We start from the raw sequence: 20,751 nt of genomic DNA on the forward strand, positions 1-20,751 counted from the left end.
CAGATCTGTGCGGCCCCGTGCCGCGCGGGCCGTCCACTCAACGACCAGGAGACTCCATGCGCAGAACCTTCCTCATCGCCGCCGTCGCCGCCGCCAGCGCGCTGGCCTGGGCACCCGCCCACGCCCAGAAGCAGTACGGCCCCGGCGTCACCGACACCGAGATCAAGCTGGGCCAGACGGTGGCCTACAGCGGCCCCGGCTCTGCCTACTCCATGGTGGGCCGCATGTCGGTGGCCTACTTCAAGATGCTCAACGAGACCAAGGGCGGCATCAACGGACGCAAGCTCAACCTGCTGTCGCTGGACGATGCCTACTCGCCGCCCAAGACGGTGGAAGTCACGCGCAAGCTGGTGGAGAGCGACCAGGTGTTCGTGATGGTCAACTCCATGGGCACAGCGATGCAGACCTCGGTGCAGAAGTACCTGAACGGCAAGCAGGTGCCGCAGGTGCTGTTCTATGCCTCCAGCCCCGGCCTGCACGATGCCAAGGCCACGCCGTGGACGGTGCCGTTCTCCTTCGCCTACAACATCGAGGGCGGGATCTACGGCAAGCACATGCTGCAGGCGAAGCCCAACGCGAAGATCGGCGTGCTGTACCAGAACGACGACGTGGGCCGCTCGTACCTGAAGGGCCTGAAGGAGGCCCTGGGCCCCAAGGCCGCCAGCATGATCGTGAAGGAGGCGAGCCAGGAGGTGACGGATCCGACGGTCGATTCGCAGATCCTGCAGCTGCAGGCCGCGGGCGCCGACACGCTGATGATCTTCACCTCCAACAAGGCTGGCGCGCAGGCGATCCGCAAGGTGGCCTCCATCGGCTGGAAGCCCTATACCGTGGTGGCCTACGTCTCCAGCTCCATCACCGGCGTGCTCACGCCGGCCGGCCTGGAGAACTCGGTGGGCCTGGTCTCCACCTCGTGGTTCAAGACGCCGTCGGACCCGCGCTGGGACAACGACAAGGCCATGCAGGAGTACCTGGCCTTCTTCAAGAAGTACCTGCCCAACGACAACCCGGGTGACACCACGTCGGTCTACACCTACATGGGCGCGCAGCTTGCCGCCCTGGCGCTGGAGCGTTGCGGCAACACCCTCACGCGGGAGAACTTCCTGAAGCAGATCCAGGGCCTGAAGGATGTGGAGCTGGGCATGCTGCTGCCCGGCATGAAGGTGAAGTTCGCCGCCGACGACTACTACCCGATCCGCCAGGCGCAGCTGGTGCAGTTCGACGGCAAGAGCTGGAAGCCGATGGGCGAGGTGGTTTCGCTGGACCGGTGACGGCTGAGGAAGCGCTGGGGTTGCGCTTGCGCTCCACCCCAGCCTACGAAGGCACGAAGACCGACGCAACGGGCGGCCTCGTAGGCTGGGGTGAAACCCCAGCGTTTCAGGCGCTCACCCCCGCCACTTCTGTTGCAGCCCGAGATACCACCCCAGCAACTCCCGCTCGCTGCCGATCCCCAGTCGGCGATAGGCGAGCTTGCGGAATGTCTTGACCGTCTCGGTGCCCACGTCCAGGTCCAGCGCGATGCCCGCGGTGGACAGGCCGTAGAGGATGCGGGCGCAGACTTCCGCCTCGCGCTTCGTCAGCGGCGACAGCGCTGCGAGGCAGGCCTCGATGTCCGGCAGGGAGCTGATCACGCCCGACAGGTCGGGTGACTGGCCGCGGTCACGCTGCAACTCGGCGTGCTTGGCCAGCACCGAGATCAGCAGCGCCGCCGAATCGCCCACCCGCTTCACCTCATCGGGGCTGAAGCCCCCGCGCCCTTCGCGCAGGATGCTCATGCTGTAGACCGAGCGGCCGCTGCGTCCGGCGATGACCAGGCGGTCGCGGATGCGCGGCCACACGGCCTCGCGCAGGTCCTCGTCCTCGAAGCGGCGCAGGTCCATGCGCATCAGCAGGGGCTGGTGTGCGGGCAGCCGGGTCTGCGCATAGACCATGGCCGGGTCCTTCTCCCAGGTCTGCCGCGCGAGATAGGTCGAGACGCGGTCCTGTGCGGTGGCCGATCCGTCGTGGCTGCCGGTGGCCAGCTCGCTCGGGGCCTCGGCGCCCAGCCGGAACACGGCGCAGTAGTCGGCGCCGCAGGCCTCTTGCAGGTGGTTCAGCAGGCTGGCGCCGAATTGCGCCGTGCCGGTGGCCTCCAGAGCGGCCGCCAGCGTGCGCGCCGAGGCGGAACCCGGCGGCAGCATTTGCGACGAACGGTGCGTGGCCAAGGTTCTCCTGGGAATGGCGGGCCGGCGGTTCCCCCTGCAGGGGGAATGAAATTGTAGGCAGCCCGGGCTAGAGTGCCCGCCATCGACCCTTTCCAGATGGAGACCCGCATGCACAAGCGCCACTTCCTCGCCGCCCTCGTCGCGGCCCTCGCCACCACGCTCGCGCCCACGGCGTCGGCCCAGGCCCGTTACCCCTCTCAGCCGATCCGCCTGATCGTGCCCTATCCGGCGGGGGGCGGCACCGACTTCTTCGCGCGGTCCATCGCCCCCGGCATCGGCGAGGCGCTGGGCCAGCAGGTGATCGTGGAGAACCGCCCCGGTGCCAGCGGCATGATCGGCGCGCAGTTCGTGGCGAAGCAGGCACCGGCCGACGGCCACACCATCCTGCTGGGCGATATGACCACCTACGCGGTCAACCCCACGATGTTCGAGAAGCAGCAGCAGTACGACATCCAGAAAGACCTGGCCCCCGTCACGCTCGCGGCCCAATTCGACTTCCTGTTGGTGGTGAACCCCAACGTCGTGCCGGCCACGACGGTGGCGGATGTGGTCGCGGCCGCGGCCAAGGCGCCCACGGGCCTGAGCTATGCGTCGCCCAGCATCGGCACCACGCATCACCTGGCGATGGAGATGTTCGCGCGCGAGGCGGGCGCGAAGCTGGTGGCCATCACCTACAAGGGCGGCGGCCCCGCCGTGCAGGACCTGCTGGGCGGCCAGGTGGGCGTGATGTTCCTGGACCGCGCCACCGCCAAGCCGCACCTGGAGTCCGGCAAGCTCAAGCCTATCGCGGCCGCCGGCGGCCAGCGCATTTCGCTGTTCCCCAACGTGCCGACGATGGCGGAGCAGGGCATCAAGGGCTTCAACGTGGCGGGCTGGCAGGGCCTGACCGTTCGCGCCGGCACGCCCGAGGCCATCGTGAAGGCGATTGCGGCCGCCTATGCCAAGACCGTCGCCTCGCCCGAGCTGAAGAAGAAGCTGGCCGACGCCGGCATCGACACCATCACCTCCACGCCCGAGCAGTTCGCGGTCCACATCCAGGCCGAGACGCTGCGCTGGCGCAAGGTGATCCAGGACCGCGGCATCAAGGCCGAGTGAGGCGGCGCACATGGCCCACTTCGAGACCCCGGTCCTCATCGTCGGCGGCGGCGGCTTCGGCCTGACCACGTCGATCTGCCTGTCGCACCTGGGCGTGCCGTCGCTGCTGATCGAGCGGCACGCGACACCGTCGCCCATGCCCAAGGCGCGCTACCTCAACCAGCGCACCATGGAGATCTTCCGCCAGCACGGCGTGGCGGAGCAGATCTACGCGAAGTCGCTGCCGGTGGAGTACGTGTCCACCACCCGCTGGGTCACCAGCCTGGGCGGCGACGGCCCGCATGACCGCAAGATGCTCTACGAGATGGAGACCTTCGGCGGCGGGTCGCTCCGCGCCCACTACCGCGCCAACAGCCCGGTGGAAAGCACCATCTATCCGCAGGTCCGGCTGGAGCCGCTGCTGCGCGACCATGCCGAGGCGCTGGGCGTGGGCCAGCTGAAGTTCAACTGCTCGCTCACCCGCTTCGAGCAGGACGCAGGCGGCGTCACGGCCTGGGTGGAGGACCGCGGCACCGGCGAGACGCACACCGTGCGCGCGCGCTACCTGGTGGCGGCGGACGGCGGCAAGACCATCGGCGAGATGGTAGGCGTGAAGCTCGAAGGCACGCCGGAACTGATCGACATGGTCACGATGTATTTCCGCGCCGACCTGTCGAAGTACCTGGACAACGACAACTCATTCGCCTACTGGATGGCCTCGCCCGGCGGCGACACCGGCTCCTGGGGCACCGGCGTGCTGGGCAAGCTGGGCCCGACGCCAGACCGGCATTCCGAGGAGTGGATGTTCCACTTCAGCTTCAAGTCCGACGACCCCGAGCGCTTCAACGAGGACAAGCTGATCCCGCGCATGCGCGCGCTGATGAAGATCCCCGACCTGCAGCCCGAGGTGCTGGGCGTGGGCCACTGGATCGTGCAGGGCGTGCTGGCGGACCGCTACCGCTTCGGCAACGTGTTCCTGGGCGGCGACTCCGCGCACCGCCACACGCCCACCACCGGGCTGGGGCTGAACTCCGCCATCCAGGACGCGCACAACCTCGCGTGGAAGCTGGCCTGGGTGCTGCAGGGCCAGGCGAGCGACGCGCTGCTGGACACCTACGAGAGCGAGCGCCGCCCCGCAGCCGAGCGCAACGTCAACTGGGCGCTGTTCACCTTCTCCAACCACCAGCTCACCGGCGCGGCCATCGGCCTGGTGCCCGGCGACGCGAAGCGCAGCGAGACCAACTTCAAGGCGCTGCTGGCCGACACGCCCGACGGCGAGTCGCGCCGCTACCGCTTCCGCGAGGTGATGAAGCTGCACAACACCGAGTACCAGGCGAACGACCTGGAGATCGGCGTGCAGTACGAGCATGGCGCGCTGGTCCCGGACGGCACGCCGCTGCCGCAGCGGGACCCGACCGGACGCCACTACGTGCCCAGCACGCGGCCCGGCGCGCGCCTGCCGCATGCCTGGCTGGAGCGTGAGGGTCAGGCGATCTCCACCCAGGACCTGGTGCCGCGCGACGGCTTCGTGCTGATCACCGGCCAGGCCGACTCGCCCTGGGCGGAGGCTGCGGCGCAAGCGGCCGAGGCCTTCGGCGTGCGCATCACCGTGGTGCCGGTCACCGACACGGGCGCGGTGCGGGACGGCAAGCACGACTGGCGCCGCATCCGCGAGATCGGTGACGACGGCGCGCTGCTGGTGCGGCCGGACCAGATCATCGCGTGGCGCTGCATGCATGCGCACCCGCGGCCGCAGGCCGAGTTGGAGGCGGCGCTGCGGGTGGTGCTGCGCCTGTCGCAGGTGGCGGCGTGAGGCTGACCATGCTCGACGAAACCCATGATCCGGCGGCCCGCAGCTGGGTGCCGGGGGCGAATGGCCATGCGGACTTCCCGCTGCAGAACCTGCCCCTGGGCCGGGCGCGCGTGGCAGATGGTGAGGCGGTGTTCACCGCCATTGGCGACCACGCGCTGGACCTCAGCGCGTTGGCGAAAGAGGCTTCCTTGCCCGCCGAGGTGGCCGCGGCGCTCGCGCCCGTGGCGGGCGGCTCCCTGCAGGCGCTCATGGCGCTGGGCCGCCCGGCCAGCCGCGCGCTGCGGCACGCCGTGTTCGGCCTGCTGCGAGAGGACGCCTCACCAGCGCTGTGTGGCCTGGTGGAGCGCCACCTGCTCGCGCGTGCCGGCCTGCAGCTGCTGCTGCCCTGCCAGCCGCCCACCTTCTCGGATTTCTATTCGTCCATCCACCACGCGCGGCGCATCGGTGCGCTGGTGCGGCCGGATGCGCCGCTGCTGCCCAACTACCGCTACATGCCGGTGGCCTATCACGGCCGCACCACCTCCATCGGGGTGTCGGGCCAGGCGGTGCGCCGGCCGCGCGGGCAGATCGTGCAGGGGCCTGACAAGGAGATCGTCTACGCGCCCTGCGCGCGGCTGGACTACGAGGCCGAACTCGGCTTCCTGATCGGCGCAGCCAGCACGCTCGGCGAACCGGTGCCGCTGGGTGAGGCGCACGACCACCTGTTCGGCGTGGCGATGCTCAACGACTGGTCGGCGCGCGACATCCAGTTCTGGGAGTACGTGCCGCTCGGGCCTTTCCTGGGCAAGAGCTTCGCCACCACGCTGGGTGCGTGGGTGGTCACCCGCGAGGCGCTGGCGCCGTTCTGGCAGGCGCCTCCTTGGGAGGCGGACTCCGAGCACCACCTGCTGCCGCATCTGGATCATCCGCAAGAGCGGGCACGGGGCGCCTTGAACGCAACCGTGGAAGTGTGGCTGTCGACCGCGCGCATGCGGACGCAGGGCCTGGCGCCGCATCGGGTGTCGGTGAGCCAGAGTGCGGACTCGTACTGGACGGTCGGGCAGATGATCGCCCACCAGACCTCCAACGGCGCGAGCGTGGACCCGGGGGATCTCATCGGCTCGGGCACGCTCTCGGGGCCGAGCGAGGATTCTTGCGCCTGCCTGATGGAGCTCACGGCCGGCGGCAGGAAGCCCCTGGCCCTGCCGGGCGGTGAGCAGCGCACCTTCCTCGAAGACGGGGACGAGGTGACGATGGTGGGGTACTGCGAGGCGCCAGGGCGCGTGCGGATCGGGTTGGGGGAGGTGACGGCGCGGGTGGTGGCGGCGTAAGGGGTCAGATCGCCCACCCCTCCCGGAACCCCTCCAGCACCGCGTCGTCTACCTCGCGCGGCGCCACGGCGTCGCCGATCCGCCGCGCCGCGATGCCGCCGGCCACGAGCTGGTGGTACAGCCCATCCTCGCTCTCGCGCATCATCGCCAGCACCACGGTGTCGGCGGTCACGGTCTGCTCCACGCCATCGAGTGCGCCGCGCAGCGTGACCTCGCCACGTGCGATGCGTTCCACATGGGTCGCGGTGCGCAGCTGCACGCCCGCCTGCGCCACGCGCGGCATCAGCCACGGCCAGTCGAGCGTGGCCTCCAGCTTGCGCCCCAGCATCGCGTCGTGCGTGACCACGGTCACCTGCCGGCCCAGGCCGGCCAGCAGGCGCGCCAGCCCCAGCGGCAGGTAGTCGCCGTTCTCGTCGACGATCAGCACGCGTGGACCGCAGAAGGCGGGATCCTCGAGCGCCGCCAGTGGATCCATCACATGCGCGCCTTTCGCCTGCGCGATGCCCTCGCGATCCGGCCGGAAGGTGGAGAAGCCGCTGGTCTGCCAGCGTGCACCGGTCGCCACGATCACTTCATCGGCGCCGAAGGCCCGCACGGCTTCCACGGTGGCTTCGCGGTTCACTTCCACCTGCACGCCTCTCCGCTGCAGCGATGCGGCCAGGTCCTCGACCAGGAAGCGCCAGCTGCCGTAGTCGGGCAGCCGCGCGGCCGCGCGCACCTGGCCGCCGACCGCGCTGCCGCGCTCCCACACCGTCACCGCGTGGCCGCGCGCGGCCGCCGTGTCGGCGGCCTTCAGGCCCGCAGGGCCGGCACCGATCACGAGCACCTTGCGTGGCTGCGCCACCGGTCGCAGCGCGGCGGTGCCCACACGCGCCTCGCGCCCCGTCGCCGGGTTCACCGTGCAGCTCATGTTCTGGCCCAGGCGCCGCCAGCAGCCCTGGTTGGCGCCCACGCAGCGGCGGATCTCGTCGGCGCGGCCTTCGCGCGTCTTGTTCACGATCTCGGGGTCGGCGATCTGGGCCCGCACCAGGCCCACCAGGTCCGACTGGCCTTGCGCCACGATCTGCGCGGCCGTCTGCAGCTCGCGCACCGAGCCCTGGATCAGCAGCGGGATGCGCCCCGCCAGGGCCGCGCGCACCTTCTGCGCGTTGGCGGCCAGCGGCGCCGTCTCGCCGCTGGAGGCCGGTGGCACCAGCTTGTGGTTGAAGTGGTAGTCGGTGTGCGAGAGGCACACGTAGTCGAACAGCGGCTCGCGTTCCAGCACCTGCACCACGCGCACCGTCTCGTCGGGGTGCGTGCCGGCCTCGCCCAGGTACTCGTCCAGGCTCAGCTTGATGCCGACCACGAAGTCCGGACCGCAGCGGGCCCGCACCGCGCGGCCGATCTCCAGCGCCAGGCGGCAGCGGCGCTCGGTATCGCCGCCCCAGGCGTCGTCGCGCCGGTTCCACCAGGGCGAGAGGAAGTTGGCGAGCAGGTAGCCGTGCGAGCCATGGATCTCCACGCCGTCGGCGCCACCGGCCTGCACGTTCGCGGCCGTGCGGGCGAAGCCTTCGATCACTTCGCGGATGTCGGCCTCTTCCATCGGCTTGGGCATGGCGCGGTGCACCGGCGAGGGCAGGGCCGAGGGCGCCAGCACCGAGCCCCACAGGTCCAGGCTGTCGGTGCGGCGCCGGCCGCTCGCGCCCATGTGCGTGATCTGCACGAACACGGGCACGCCTTCAGCCTTGGCCGGCGCGGAGAACGCGCGCACCGATTCACGCCACGCCGGCTCCCAGGGGGACACGCCCGCGGCGCCGCTCTGCGGAGTGACATGGAAGCCGTGGGTGACGATCAGCCCGACGCCGCCCCGCGCGCGCTCCAGCAGGTAGGCGCCATAGGTCGTGGCGTCGAACGAGGGTTGGTGCGCCGGCAGGTAGATGCGGTTGCGCGTGGTGACGTGGCCGATGCGCACCGGCTCCCAGAGGCGGTCCAGGCGGGTCATGCCAAGCCCCTCACGAGAAGCACATGCCGCCATTCACGTCCAGCACCGCGCCGGTGGTGAAGGTGGCCCCGGCCGAGGCGAGGAAGGCGCAGGGCCAGCCGATCTCCTCGGGCTGGCCGAAGCGCTTCATGGGGTAGTTGTCCAGCGCGAAGGGCTGGTTGGCCGACACCAGCAGTGGCGTGAGGATGGGGCCGGGCGCCACACCGTTCACGACCACGCCGCTCGCGGCGGCCTGGCGCGCGAAGTAGCGCACCAGGGCCGACAGCGCGCCCTTGGAGGCCGCGTAGGCCGGCTCCACCGCCAGCGTGGAGCCCGCGTTGCGCGCCGCCATGGAACTGGTCAGCACGATGCGGCCGCGCTGGCGTTCCATCATGCCCGGAAGCACCGCGCGGATCAGGTTGGTGGGGCCCTTGACGTTGATGTCCATGGTGCGGGCAAAGAGCGCATCCCAGTCGTCGCCGCCATCGATCCAGTCGCCCTTGACGTAGTAGCCGCTGGTGTCGATCAGCGCGTCGAGTTCGCCGCCGATCGCCTTCACCACCGCGTTCACGTCGTCGCGCTTCGTGTTGTCCAGCGCGAAGGCGGCGCGGGCGCCGATCTCCTTCGCCAGCTCCGTGGGGGCCTTCAGGTCAGCCAGGTACAGCTCCGCGCCCAGCGTGGCGCAGACGCGGGCCGTCGCCCCGCCGATGGCGCCGCCGGCGCCGGTGAGAAAGAGGCGCTGGCCGCGCAGGTCGAAGTGGTTCTTCATGGTCATGGGGTTCGGAAGGAAAAGGGTCAGGCGCCGTCGGGCGCGCCGTAGGCACCGGCTTCCAGCAGCGCGCGGGAGCCGAGGTCGGCCCCGTTCCAGCGCGTGAAGTAGCCGCTGGAGGTGCCGCCATCCACCGGCAGCACCGCGCCATTGATGAAGCTCGCGCCCTCGGACAGCAGAAAGAGCGTGGGGCCCGCCTGCTCCTCGGCGCGCGCCAGGCGGCCCAGGGGCACGCGGTCCACCATGGCGTGCTGCACATGGTCGGCCGGCAGGTTGGCGCGCACCAGGGGCGTGTCCACCACGCCCGGTGCCACGCTGTTCACGCGCACGCCATGGCGGCCCCATTCGATGGCCAGCGCGCGGGTGAGGCCGATCACGCCGTGCTTGGAAGCGCTGTAATGCGCGCGGCCAGCGTGGCCGCCCAGGCCGTCGACCGAGGAGATGGTGACAATGGCACCGCGGCGCCGCGCCACCATGCGCCGGCCCACCGGCTGGATGGAGCGGAACATGCCGCTCAGGTTGACGTCGATGCAGCGGCTCCAGATCTCGTCTGCCATCACGGCGGCGGGCTGCGGCGGCGAGATGCCGGCGCAGGCCACCATGCCGGTGAGCGGCCCGAGCAGTGCTTCCACTTCCGCCACGGTCGCCTCGCAGGCGGCGGCGTCGCGCACATCCAGCGTGCGGCCCAGGGCGGGCACGCCCAACGCGCGCAGCTCGGCCTCAACCTGCTGCGCGCGTTCGGCCACCGCGTCCACCACGGCCACGTGCGCACCGCCGCGGGCAGCTTCCAGGGCGATGGCCCGGCCGATGCCGGAGCCGCCGCCGGTGATGAGGAGCACGCCGCCCTTGAGTCCGTAGTCCATCATGCCGTCACCTCCTGGGCGCGCACCGGCGCCGCCACGCGAGGCTGGGCCATCTGCTGCGCGGCGATGTAGCCGAAGGTCATGGCCGGCCCGATGCTGGAGCCGCCACCCGGGTACTTGCCGCGCATGATCGAGTTCATGTCCAGGCCCGCCGCATAGAGACCGGGGATCGCGCGGCCCTCTTCGTCCAGCACCTCGGCGCGGCCGTTGGTGGCGAGACCGCCCACGGTGCTGAGGTCGCCGGGGTGCAGGGCCAGGGCGTAGTAGGGGCCTTCGCCCACCGGCGCCACTGAGGGATTCGGCCCGTGTGTCTGGTCGCCGCGGAAGCGCGAGTGCGCGTCGGCACCTTTGCCGAACTCGGGGTCCTCGCCACGCGCGGCGCCTTCGTTGAAACGCTGCACCGTCTCCACCAGCGCGCGCGGCGGCACGCCGATCTTCGCGGCCAGCGCCTCCAGCGTGGGGGCCTCGATGAGGTGGCCGGACTCGACATAGGGCCGCTCACTGAACGGTGCCGGCCGCGCCAGGCCCAGGCCGTACTTGCGCACGAAGTCGCGGCTGGCCACCAGGTGCACGCGCGTGAAGCCGCGCGCATGCATGGTGCCCACGAAGGTCTGGTAGGAGGTGCCCTCGTTCACGAAGCGGCGGCCCGAAGGGTCCACCGCGATGCAGCCCGGCATGGCGCGGTCGATGAAAATGTGCGGGTACTTCACCAGACCGCCGCCCGGCGGACGGTGCAGCGACACCGGCGTCCAGATGCAGTCGCCGGCATGGCGCGGATCATGGAAGCCGCCTACCGCCGCGCCCAGGCGCACGCCGTCGCCCACGTTGCCCTCGGGCTGCAGCGAGTGGTGGTGCTGCGCCATCGGGATGTAGCGGGCGCGCAGCTGCTCGTTGGCACCGTAGCCGCCGGAAGCCAGCAGCACGCCGCGGCGGGCGCTCACGTTGATCCGCTGGCCCTGGCGCTGCACCACCACGCCGGTGACCGCGCCATTGCTCTGCAACAGTTCCACCGCCGGCGCGTGGTTCCACAACGTCGCACCCGACTGGATGGCGGAATGGAACAGGCGCGCCGCCAGCGCATTGCCGTTCACGATGCGGGTGCCGCGGCCGTGCACGAGGCGGTCCATCACGAAGCGGCGCATCACGCGCGCGGTGTGGCGGAAGCCGGCCCAGGTCTTCAGCGCGTGGCGCATCGGATGGATGTCCGCGCCCTCGATCTGCATGCTGCCGAACAGCATGAGCTGCGGCAGCGGCATGCGCAGCTCGTTCAGGCGCGCGCCCAGCTGGCGGCCGTCGAACTCCACCGTCAGCAGCGAGCGGCACTTCGCCGCGCCGGGCAGGCCCGATTCGTAGTCGGGCAGCGGGAAGGGCTTGAAGCGCACCGCGGAGTGATCCTCCAGGAACTTCAGCATGCGCGGCGCCTCGTCGAGGTAGGTCTCCACCAGGTCGGGCACATAGGCCTCGCCCAGCACCGCCTTCAGGTAGGTCTGGGCCGCCTCGCGCGTGTCGGTCAGGCCGATCTGCTGCATCACGTGGTTGCACGGGATCCAGGGCGCGCCGCCCGAGTAGGCGGTGGTGCCGCCGAAGTGGCCGGTCTTCTCCAGCACCAGCACCTCCAGGCCCAGCTGGCGCGCGGTGATGGCGGCGGTGAGGCCGGCCGCGCCGCTGCCGATGACGATGACGTCGGTTTCCATCAGGTCCTCTTTCCTTGGTTCATTGCGGCACCAGCCGCAGCGGCAGGCGGTCCAGCGTGCGCATCTGGTTGACGGGGCGCCACTCGGGCGCCCCCGCGGGTTCGATGGCCTTGACTCGCGCGAGCAGGGCGGCCAGCAGGCACTCGGCCTCCAGCCGGGCCATCATCTGGCCGATGCAGTTGTGGTCGCCGGCACCGAAGGCCAGGTGGCCCACGGTGTTGCGGCGCGCGTCGTAGTCGTCCGGCCGCTCCCAGCGGCGCGGGTCGCGGTTGGCCGCGCCCAGGAACACGCCCACCTTGCGGTCGGCCTGCAACTGCACGCCAGCCAGCTCGCAGTCGGCGAGCGTGACGCGGTACGTCACCTGGAACGGCGTCTCCATCCGCGTGCCCTCCTCGAAGGCGCCCCGGGCGCGGGAAGGGTCCTCGCGCAGCCATTGCCATTGCGCCGGCTGCCTCGACAGGTGCAGGAGGGTGGAGCCGATGCCCGCGATGGTGGAGTCCATGCCGCCGCGCACGAACGTGCGGGTGAGGTTCGAGGCCGTGCCCGGCGCGATGGTGCCGGCGTCCTCCTCCAGGAAGAACTGCCAGGCCAGGCCGCCCTCGCGCACGTGCTGGCGCTGCTGGCTGTCCTCGAACCACTGCAGGTAGGGCTGCACGCGGCGCATGGCCTCGTGATACAGGTCGTTCGGCGGCCCGCTCTGGTTGAAGCTCATGGCGCCGATGGCGAGGATGGCGTCGCGGTCGAAGCGCACGCCCACGGCATCGACGAAGACCTTGAAGATGTACGACTCCACCAGGTGCTCCACCGCCTCCACCTCGCGCGGGCCGTCGAGCAGGCGCTCCACCAATGCGGCGGCGTCGCGTTCCATGTCGGCGCGCCAGCCGCGCACCTTGGCCGGTGAGAGGTGACGGTTCACCACTGCGCGCAGCTTCGTGTGATCCGGCGGGTCCACCTCCAGCAGCTGGTTCAGCGGGCGGAAGTGGGCACCCGGCTTGCGCGCGTCGGCCAGGCCGATGCCGCCGGTGGTGCTGAAGCGGCGGTGGTCCTTCAGCACCTCCTGCGCCTCGGCGTGGCCGCCCACGCCATAGACGCCGTGCGCGGTGAGCTCGGCCACGGGCCCGGCGGCCCGCAGGGCCTCATGAAAGTCGTACGGATGGCGCAGCACGTCCATCGCATACGGGTCGATCGCCAGCGGCGCGGGCGACGTGAGCACGGTCATGCGCACCTCGGTGATTGGGATGAGGGGCACTGTAGGCAGCACCGTGCGCGGTGTCTGTCCCGTCCCGGGGGACATGGGGTGCCACGCTGGCTGCGTCCCCGTCGAGGGGGACTCCCAAGCCGCGCGCGGCTCGTGAGAATCCGTCACCTCACGTGAACTGGAGACCTGCCTTGAAGAAGCTGAGCCTGATCGTCCGCGGCGCCCTGCTGGGTGCCAGCCTCTCCGCCCTGGTGGGCGCGGCCCACGCACAGACCGTGCTGAAGGTGTCCAACTGGGTGCCGCTGCAACACGCCTACAACACCGAGGTGGTGATCCCCTGGGCGAACCAGATCGAGAAGGTGACCGCCGGTCGCGTGAAGCTGGAGATTCTTCCCAAGGTGGTGGGCACGCCCGGCACGCAGTACGAGGTGGCGCGCGACGGCCTGGCCGACATCGTGACCGTCGTGCCCGGCTACAGCCCCGGCCGCTTCGACGTCTTCGGCCTGGGCGAGCTGCCGATGGCGAGCGCCGACCCCACCGTGGGCGCGCCCGCCTACTACAACTTCTACGAGAAACACCTGGCGCCGCTGAACCTGTTCAAGGGCACCCATGTGCTGAGCGTCTTCACCACCTCGCCCGGCCAGATCTTCACGACGAAGAAGCCGGTGACCAGGATGGCGGACCTGGCCGGCATGAAGCTGCGCAGCCCGGTGACCACCACCGCCGACAGCCTGAAGGCCGTGGGCGCCGTGCCGATGCAGAAGCCCTCCACCGAGCTGTACGAGCTGCTCTCGGGCGGCGTGCTCGACGGCACGCTGGCCGGGCCGGACCAGGTGAACGGCATGCGGCTGGGGGATGTCACCAAGCACCTCACCGTGGTGCCGGGCGGCTTCTACAGCTCCGTCATGGCGGTGATGATCAACGAGGACGCGTGGAAGAAGATCAGCGAGGCCGACCGCAAGGCCATCCAGGCGATCTCGGGGCGGCCGTTCGCCGAGCGCATCGGCGTCGTGTTCTCCAAGAGCGTGGCCGACGGCACCGCGGCCTTCAAGGCCAAGGGCGGCACGGTCACCGAGGCGTCGCCCGCCATGGTGGCCGAGATGAAGAAAGCCTTCGAGCCGATGGAGAAGGCGATGTTCGAGAAGGCGCGCAAGGCCGGCCTGGCCAACCCCGAGGCCGCGCTGACGGAACTGAAGGCCGAGATCGCCAAGAGCGAAGGCCGCAAGTAAGAAGGCAGCGTGCGCCTGATCGACAAGCTTCGCGGCGGGCTCGCCGCCGCCGCGGGCGGCACCGCCTGCGCCGCCCTGTTCGTGATGATGGTGGTGGCGGTGGTTGACGTCGTCCTGCGCACCGTCTTCAACAAGCCGCTCGCGGCCGCGTCGGAACTGATCGAACTCGCCATGGTGGCGACGATCTTCCTGGTCTATCCGCTGGTGTCGTGGAAGGGCCTGCACATCAGCATCGACCTGCTCGACTCGTGGATGCCCGACGTCGCCCGTCGCATCCAGCATGTGCTGGCGGCCTTGCTCGGCGCCGCTGTCTTCACCGCGGTGGCGTGGCGCGTGGGCTTCCTCGCGCGCGAGGCCTGGGCCAGCAACGAGGTCACGGGCGTGCTGGGCGTTCCCTTGGGCCACGTGTATGCCTTCATCTGCGGCTTCTCCGGGGTGACCAGCCTCACCTTCCTGGCGCTGGTGCCACGGGCCTTCGCGCGCGGGCCGTTCCGGCATGCCACGCTGGCCATCGACGAGGTGCCGGAATGATCCTGCCCGGACTCCTCGGCTTCGTCGCCGCGCTGGCGCTGATCTTCGTGCGCGTGCCCATCGGCATCGCGCTGGCGGTGGTCGGCTTCGGCGGCTTCTACCTGCTCAAGGGGCTGACCCCGGCGCTGAGCATGATCGCGATCGCGGCCAAGGACAGCAGCATGTCCTATGCGCTGTCGGTGATCCCGCTGTTCGTGCTGATGGGCAACCTCATCGCCGCGGCCGGCATCTCGGCGGACCTGTTCCGCGCCGCCCAGATGCTGATGGGGCGCATGCGCGGCGGCCTGGCGCTGGCCACCGTGCTCTCCTGCGGCGGCTTCGCGGCGGTCTGCGGCTCCAGCGTGGCGACGGCCTACACCATGGGCAAGGTGTCGCTGCCCTCGATGAAGCGCTACGGCTACTCGGACAGCCTGGCCACGGCCTCGGTGGCCGCGGGCGGCACCCTGGGCATCATCATCCCGCCGAGCGTGATCATGGTGATCTACGGCATCGCCACCGAGACGCACATCGGCAAGCTCTTCGCCGCCGGGCTGATCCCCGGGCTGCTGGGCATCCTCGGCTACTTCGCGGCTATCCGCTGGACGGTGTGGCGCAACCCGGCCTCGGCGCCGCTGGCCGACCCCGTCTCGCGCGACGAGCGCATGGATGCGTACCGGCGCGTCTGGCCGGTGATCCTGCTGTTCGGCGTGGTGCTGGGCGGCATCTATGGCGGCCTGTTCACCGCGACCGAGGCGGCGGGCGTGGGGGCCACGGGCGGCTTCCTGTTCGCGCTGGTGCGCGGCCGGCTGGGCTTCGCGCAGTTCTACAACGTCTTCCTCTCGACGCTGGAGACCTCGGCCGTGATGTTCGCCATCGTGCTGGGCGCCAACATCTTCGGCGAGTTCATGAACATGACCGGCCTCGACACGGCCGTGCTCAAGCTGGTGAAGGGGCACGACCTGCAGCCCATCACGGTGATCTTCATCATCATCGCCATCTACGTGGTGCTGGGCGCGCTGATGGAGGAGCTGTCGATGATCCTGCTCACGCTGCCGGTGTTCTTTCCGCTGGTGGTGGGGCTGGGCTACGACCCGGTGTGGTTCGGCATCCTGGTGGTGGTGCTGTGCCAGGTGGGCCTGATCGCGCCGCCCATCGGCATGAACCTGTTCGTGATCAAGGCGGTCGCGCCGGATGTGTCGCTGGCCACCACCATCCAGGGCATCTCGCCCTTCATCGTGGCGGATGTGCTGCGGGTGGCGTTGCTGGCAGTGTTCCCGGTGGTGACGCTGGTGCTGCCGAACCTGTTGTTCAAGTAGGGCGGAGCGCTGGGGTTTCGCTGTCGCTCCACCGCCAGCCTACGGGGCGGGGTTCGATGGCGGGTTTGCGTAGGCTGGGGTGCAACCCCGGCGTTTCCGCTCGCGCCCGCCCCCCCCTCTCTGTACCACCGCCAGGGGACTGACGCGCCCGCACGCGCCGCCGACACTGGCCTTCCACTCCTGCTCGCCATGACCACCGTCACCGACTCCTCCCATCCCCTGCTGAGCGTGCGCGATGTCTCGGTGCGGTTCGGCGGCATCGTGGCCCTCGACGGCATCAGCTTCGACGTGCAGCGCGGGCAGATCTGCGGCGTGATCGGGCCCAACGGCGCGGGCAAGACCACGCTGTTCAATTGCCTGAGCCGGCTGTACCAGCCGCACGCTGGCCGCATCACTTTCAACGGCGAGGACCTGCTGGCCAAGCCGCAGCACGGCATCGCCGCCGCCGGCATCGGCCGCACCTTCCAGAACGTGGCGCTGTTCCCTGCCATGACCGTGCGCGAGAACGTGCAGGTGGGCCGCCACTGCCGCACGCGTACCGGCTACTGGGCCAACGCGCTGCGCCTGCGGTCGGTGCAGCGCGAGGAGGCGGAGGTGCGCGCGCACACCGAGCGCATGCTCGACCTGCTGGCGCTGCAGGACGTGGCCGACACGCCGGTGAAGAATCTCTCGTTCGGCACGCGCAAGCGCGTGGAGATGGCCCGCGCGCTGATCGCGGAGCCGCAGCTGCTGCTGCTGGACGAACCCGCCGCCGGCCTGAACCACGAGGAGGTGGATGGCCTGCGGCAGCTCATCGCCGACGTACGGGACCGCTTCCGCGTGACGGTGCTGCTGGTGGAGCACCACCTGAACCTGGTCATGCGCGTGTCCGACCAGGTGGTGGCCATGAACTTCGGCCGCAAGATCGCCGACGGCCCGCCCGCGCAGGTGCAGGCCGACGCGGAGGTGGTGCGCGCCTATCTCGGAACGGAGACCGCGTGATGGCCGCACCGCTGCTGGAAGCGAAGAACGTCGAGGCCTTCTACGGCCCCACCCGCGTGCTCAAGGGCATCTCGTTCGAGGTGGCCGAGGGCGGCATCACCACCATCCTGGGCGCCAACGGCGCCGGCAAGACGACCACGCTGCGCGCCTTGAGCGGCCTGGTGCGCACCGCGGGCGAGATCCGCTTCGCGGGGCAGCGCATCGACGGCCTGTCCACCGAGAAGATCGCGGCGCTGGGCGTGGCCCACGTGCCCGATGGCCGCGGCACGCTGGTGAACCTGACGGTGGAAGAGAACCTGCTGGTGGGCGCCTACCTGCAGCGCGACAAGGCCAAGGCGGCCGCCGCCATGGAGCGCATGTTCGGCTACTTCCCGCGGCTGCGCGAGCGCCGGCAGCAGCAGGCCGGCACGCTCTCGGGCGGGGAGCAGCAGATGCTGGCGATCAGCCGCGCGCTGATGCAGGGGCCGCGCCTGCTGCTGATGGACGAGCCCTCGTTCGGCCTGGCGCCGCTGATCATCCGCGAGATCTTCCAGATCATGCGCGTCATCAACGAGCAGGAGGGCGTGAGCATCCTGCTGGTGGAGCAGAACGTGGCGCGCGCGCTCGACCTGGCGGACCACGCCTGGCTGCTGGAGACCGGCCAGACGGTGATGAGCGGCACGGCCCGCCAGCTGCGCGACGACGAGCAGATCCGTCGCTCCTACCTGGGTTTCTGAGAAGGCGAACGCCATGGAAAACCTGTTGCACCAGATCGTCTCCGGTGTCGCCATGGGCGGCATCTACGCCTGCATTGCGCTGGCGCTGGTGATGATCTACCAGTCCACCCACCACATCAACTTCGCCCAGGGCGAGATGGCGATGTTCTCCACCTTCGTGGCCTTCGCGCTGCTGAAGGCGGGCCTGCCCTACTGGGCCGCCATCGCGCTCACGCTGGCCTTCGGCTTCGTCATGGGTTTCGTGATCGAGCGTGCCGTGATGCGGCCGCTGAAGGATGCCCCCGAGCTGTCGGTGATCGTGGTCTTCATCGGCCTGTTCGTCGGCATCAACTCGCTGGCGGGCTGGATCTTCGGCCATCAGCTGGAGACCTTCCCCAGCCCGTTCCCGCAGAAGGTGCCGGGCACCGCCATGATCTCGGGCCACGAGCTGGGCACCATCGCCGTCACGCTCTCGGTGATGGGGGTGCTGTACGCCTTCCTGCGTTTCACCAAGCTGGGGCTGGCGATGCGCGCCTCGGCCGAGAACCCGGTGTCGGCGCGGCTGGCCGGCATCCCGGTGTCACTGATGCTCTCGCTGGGCTGGGGCCTGTCGGCCCTGATCGGCGCCATCGGCGGTGTGCTGGTGGCGCCGGTGGTGTTCCTGGACCCGCACATGATGGGTGGCGTGCTGATCTACGCCTTCGCCGCGGCGCTGCTGGGTGGCATCGACAACCCCTGGGGCGCGGTGGCGGGTGGCCTGATCGTCGGCGTGGTGGAGAACCTCGCCGGCACCTATGTGGTGGGCACCGAGCTGAAGCTGTCGGTGGCCCTGGTGGTGATCGTGGGTGTGCTGCTGGTGCGCCCCTCCGGCCTGTTCGGCCGCAAGCTGGTGGCGAGGGTCTAGGCATGGCAGTCACACTCACTTCCGCGGGGGTCGACATGGCACCGGCCCATCCCGACCCGGCTGCGCAACCCGGCCTGAGCCCCTTGGCGCGCGCCGGCCTGGCCGCGCTGATGGCCGGCCTGCTGCTGCTGCCGGTGGTGCTGTCCGACTACCGCCTGTTCCTGGTCACGATGACGCTGATCACCGCCATCGCGGTGCTGGGCCTGAACATGCTGGTCGGCTACAACGGCCAGCTCTCGCTGGGCCATGGGGCCATCTACGCGCTGGGGGCCTACACCACCGCCATCCTGATCGACAAGGCCGGCTTCGCCTGGTGGGCCACGCTGCCGGTCTCGGCCGCGGTCTGCTTCGTGTTCGGCTTCGCTTTCGGCTGGCCGGCGCTGCGACTGAAGGGCCACTACCTGGCACTCGCCACCTTTGCGCTGGCCCTGGCCACGCCGCAGCTGCTGAAGCACAAGGCGCTGGAGGCGTGGACGGGCGGCGTGCAGGGCATTGTGCTCTCCAAGCCAGACGCACCCTTCGGCTGGAAGCTGTCGCAGGATCAATGGCTGTACCTGTGCGTGCTGGCGGTCATGGTGACGCTGTTCGTGATCGCCTGGAACCTGCTGCGCGGCCGGCTGGGCCGCGCCACCGTGGCCATCCGCGAGCAGCCCATCGCGGCCTCGGCCATGGGCGTGAACGTGGCGATGGTCAAGGCCACCACCTTCGGCATCAGCTCGCTCTACACCGGCGTGGCCGGCTCGCTGGGCGCGGTGGCCACCGCCTTCGTGGCGCCCGACAGCTTCGGCATGTTCGTCTCGGTGTTCCTGCTGGTGGGCGTGGTGGTGGGCGGCCTGGGCACCATCTCGGGCGCAGTCCTCGGCGCGGCCTTCATCCAGTTCGTGCCCAACTTCGCAGACCAGATCTCGAAGTCCGCGCCCTCGGCCATCTTCGCCGCCTTCCTGATTGCCAGCATGTTCCTCATGCCGCAAGGCTTCGTCGGCCTCGGCCGCTCGGCCTGGCAGCGCCTGCGGGCGACCGTGCGGCGTCCCCCGCGCGGGGACTGACACGCGGCGCGCCAGCGGCGACAGTGCCTCATCCCCGCAACTGACCGATTCCTCCGTTCCATCATGCCCACCGTCATCTTCGTCCACGCCGACGGCCGCCAGACCGAGCGCGAGGTGCCCGCCGGCACCAACCTGATGATCGCCGCCACCGGCAGCGGGGTGGAGGGCATCGTGGGCGATTGCGGCGGCGTGATGAGCTGCGCCACCTGCCACGTGGTGGTGGACGAGGCCTTTGCCGACCGCCTGCCCCCTGCCGGTGACACCGAGCGCCAGATGCTCGACTACACCGCCATGCCGCGCCAGCCCACCAGCCGCCTGGCCTGCCAGATCGTGATGAGCGATGACCTGGCCGGCCTGCGCGTGCGCATTGCCGATCCGCAGCTCTGAAGCGAGCCGCGGCCCCCTTTTTTACCTGGAGAACCAAGCATGCAAGCCATTGCCCCCGGCCCCCTGGCCCCGGCCGGCGCCCCCGCCAACCCCGGCCTCACGCCCCACATGCTCAACCACGCCGCGTGGGTGACGCGTGACGTGGCGGCCACGACCGACTTCTACACCCGCATCATGGGCATGGAACTCGCCAGCACGGTGTTCGACGACCACGTGCCTTCCACCGGCGACCAGATCCCGTACTTCCACATCTTCTTCCGCATGGGCGATGGCTCCACGCTGGCTTTCTTCGAGGCGCCGGGCGTGCCCGAGCCGGCCAAGAGCACGCACCCCGCCTACGACATCTTCAACCATATCGCGTTGCAGGTGAAGGACCGCGAGGAGGTGATGCGCTGGTACGAGTGGCTGAAGTCCAATGGCATCGAAGTGATCGGCCCCACCGACCACAAGGGCCTGATCCTCTCCATCTACTTCCATGATCCGGCCGGCATCCGCCTGGAGATCACCACGCCGCTGGACAAGTCGTGGAACCGCCACACCGACAAGGGCTACGCCGATCTCAAGCTCTGGCTGGATTGCAAGGCCAAGGCGCAGGCCGAGGGCAAGGACGTGCCCTCGGAACTGGTGAAGATGATCAAGGAAGTCCGCAAGCGCTACCAATAAGCAGGCCCGTTCATGGTGCGTCACGAAGCAAAAGCGCGACTGAACCCGCAGGGGCGAGGTGGTGCTGCTGCATGCTGCGCATGTCCAGCGGGTGAGAGTCCCGTCCCGGTAGGCGTCGGAGCGCCGGGTAGCAGG

The 20,751-nt window shown here is 70.0% G+C and carries 19 protein-coding genes; 13 read left to right on the forward strand and 6 right to left on the reverse strand.

Translation table 11 applies throughout. The features are described from left to right. Positions 1-56 precede the first annotated feature (56 nt). Positions 57-1,271, forward strand: a complete 1,215-nt coding sequence (locus tag ACE3T5_RS06935; RefSeq protein ID WP_374665854.1) for an ABC transporter substrate-binding protein — start codon at positions 57-59, stop codon at positions 1,269-1,271. A 114-nt stretch (positions 1,272-1,385) separates the two neighbouring features. On the opposite strand, the gene ACE3T5_RS06940 is transcribed toward ACE3T5_RS06935, so the two are convergent. Then, entirely contained in the window at positions 1,386-2,204 is an 819-nt protein-coding gene (locus ACE3T5_RS06940) for a LuxR C-terminal-related transcriptional regulator (protein ID WP_374665856.1), read from the reverse strand. Positions 2,205-2,312: 108 nt separating this feature from the next. Here ACE3T5_RS06940 and ACE3T5_RS06945 point away from each other — a divergent pair, with 108 nt between their 5' ends. From ACE3T5_RS06945 to fahA, 3 genes are read left to right on the forward strand one after another with little or no spacing between them, the layout of a single operon-like run. Beyond that, entirely contained in the window at positions 2,313-3,299 is a 987-nt protein-coding gene (locus tag ACE3T5_RS06945; protein WP_374665858.1) for a Bug family tripartite tricarboxylate transporter substrate binding protein, read from the forward strand. Between the two features lie 10 nt (positions 3,300-3,309). Next, positions 3,310-5,091 (forward strand): FAD-dependent monooxygenase, encoded by a 1,782-nt coding sequence (locus ACE3T5_RS06950; protein ID WP_374665860.1) that lies wholly within the window; start codon positions 3,310-3,312, stop codon positions 5,089-5,091. Positions 5,092-5,099: 8 nt separating this feature from the next. After that, positions 5,100-6,401 carry a fumarylacetoacetase gene (gene fahA / locus ACE3T5_RS06955; RefSeq protein ID WP_374665862.1) on the forward strand — a complete coding sequence of 434 codons (1,302 nt, stop codon included), beginning with the start codon at positions 5,100-5,102 and terminating at the stop codon, positions 6,399-6,401. 4 nt (positions 6,402-6,405) lie between these two features. Here the strand turns inward: fahA and ACE3T5_RS06960 are convergent, their stop codons facing one another. From ACE3T5_RS06960 to ACE3T5_RS06980, 5 genes are read right to left on the reverse strand one after another with little or no spacing between them, the layout of a single operon-like run. Next, positions 6,406-8,382 carry an FAD-dependent oxidoreductase gene (locus tag ACE3T5_RS06960; RefSeq protein ID WP_374665864.1) on the reverse strand — a complete coding sequence of 659 codons (1,977 nt, stop codon included), beginning with the start codon at positions 8,380-8,382 and terminating at the stop codon, positions 6,406-6,408. A gap of 10 nt (positions 8,383-8,392) precedes the next feature. Continuing rightward, on the reverse strand, positions 8,393-9,136 hold the full coding sequence (locus tag ACE3T5_RS06965; protein ID WP_374665866.1) for an SDR family NAD(P)-dependent oxidoreductase: 744 nt from the start codon (positions 9,134-9,136) through the stop codon (positions 8,393-8,395). Positions 9,137-9,156: 20 nt separating this feature from the next. Further along, positions 9,157-9,996 (reverse strand): SDR family NAD(P)-dependent oxidoreductase, encoded by an 840-nt coding sequence (locus tag ACE3T5_RS06970; RefSeq protein WP_374665868.1) that lies wholly within the window; start codon positions 9,994-9,996, stop codon positions 9,157-9,159. Then, positions 9,993-11,687, reverse strand: coding sequence for an FAD-dependent oxidoreductase (locus ACE3T5_RS06975; RefSeq protein WP_374665870.1), 1,695 nt, complete (start codon positions 11,685-11,687; stop codon positions 9,993-9,995). Before ACE3T5_RS06975 ends, ACE3T5_RS06970 begins: the two co-directional genes overlap by 4 nt. Before the next feature lie 19 nt (positions 11,688-11,706). Then, positions 11,707-12,936, reverse strand: coding sequence for a cytochrome P450 (locus ACE3T5_RS06980; protein ID WP_374665872.1), 1,230 nt, complete (start codon positions 12,934-12,936; stop codon positions 11,707-11,709). Positions 12,937-13,076: 140 nt separating this feature from the next. Here ACE3T5_RS06980 and ACE3T5_RS06985 point away from each other — a divergent pair, with 140 nt between their 5' ends. The 9 genes from ACE3T5_RS06985 to ACE3T5_RS07025 all read left to right on the forward strand — a co-directional run bounded on the left by ACE3T5_RS06985 (position 13,077) and on the right by ACE3T5_RS07025 (position 20,616). Next, positions 13,077-14,114 carry a TRAP transporter substrate-binding protein gene (locus tag ACE3T5_RS06985; protein WP_374665874.1) on the forward strand — a complete coding sequence of 346 codons (1,038 nt, stop codon included), beginning with the start codon at positions 13,077-13,079 and terminating at the stop codon, positions 14,112-14,114. Between the two features lie 9 nt (positions 14,115-14,123). Continuing rightward, positions 14,124-14,645, forward strand: coding sequence for a TRAP transporter small permease (locus ACE3T5_RS06990; protein ID WP_374665876.1), 522 nt, complete (start codon positions 14,124-14,126; stop codon positions 14,643-14,645). Further along, positions 14,642-15,940 (forward strand): TRAP transporter large permease, encoded by a 1,299-nt coding sequence (locus tag ACE3T5_RS06995; protein ID WP_374665878.1) that lies wholly within the window; start codon positions 14,642-14,644, stop codon positions 15,938-15,940. Before ACE3T5_RS06990 ends, ACE3T5_RS06995 begins: the two co-directional genes overlap by 4 nt. Positions 15,941-16,129: 189 nt before the next feature. After that, positions 16,130-16,921, forward strand: coding sequence for an ABC transporter ATP-binding protein (locus ACE3T5_RS07000; RefSeq protein ID WP_374665880.1), 792 nt, complete (start codon positions 16,130-16,132; stop codon positions 16,919-16,921). Then, the gene (locus ACE3T5_RS07005; RefSeq protein ID WP_374665883.1) at positions 16,921-17,637 is read left to right on the forward strand and encodes an ABC transporter ATP-binding protein; all 717 of its coding nucleotides are present in this window, start codon (positions 16,921-16,923) and stop codon (positions 17,635-17,637) included. Before ACE3T5_RS07000 ends, ACE3T5_RS07005 begins: the two co-directional genes overlap by 1 nt. Before the next feature lie 13 nt (positions 17,638-17,650). Beyond that, complete coding sequence (locus tag ACE3T5_RS07010; protein ID WP_374665885.1) at positions 17,651-18,520, forward strand: branched-chain amino acid ABC transporter permease; 870 nt, start codon at positions 17,651-17,653, stop codon at positions 18,518-18,520. Between the two features lie 2 nt (positions 18,521-18,522). After that, the gene (locus ACE3T5_RS07015) at positions 18,523-19,566 is read left to right on the forward strand and encodes a branched-chain amino acid ABC transporter permease (protein ID WP_374665887.1); all 1,044 of its coding nucleotides are present in this window, start codon (positions 18,523-18,525) and stop codon (positions 19,564-19,566) included. 63 nt (positions 19,567-19,629) lie between these two features. Continuing rightward, positions 19,630-19,953: a 2Fe-2S iron-sulfur cluster-binding protein gene (locus ACE3T5_RS07020; RefSeq protein ID WP_374665889.1), complete on the forward strand. Its 324-nt coding sequence runs from the start codon at positions 19,630-19,632 to the stop codon at positions 19,951-19,953. Positions 19,954-19,992: 39 nt separating this feature from the next. After that, a complete protein-coding gene (locus ACE3T5_RS07025) occupies positions 19,993-20,616 on the forward strand; it encodes a VOC family protein (RefSeq protein WP_374665891.1) in 624 nt (207 codons plus the stop codon). Positions 20,617-20,751 lie beyond the last annotated feature (135 nt).

The sequence above is a fragment of the Ramlibacter sp. genome, from assembly GCF_041916345.1.
Taxonomy (GTDB): Bacteria; Pseudomonadota; Gammaproteobacteria; order Burkholderiales; family Burkholderiaceae_C; genus Ramlibacter.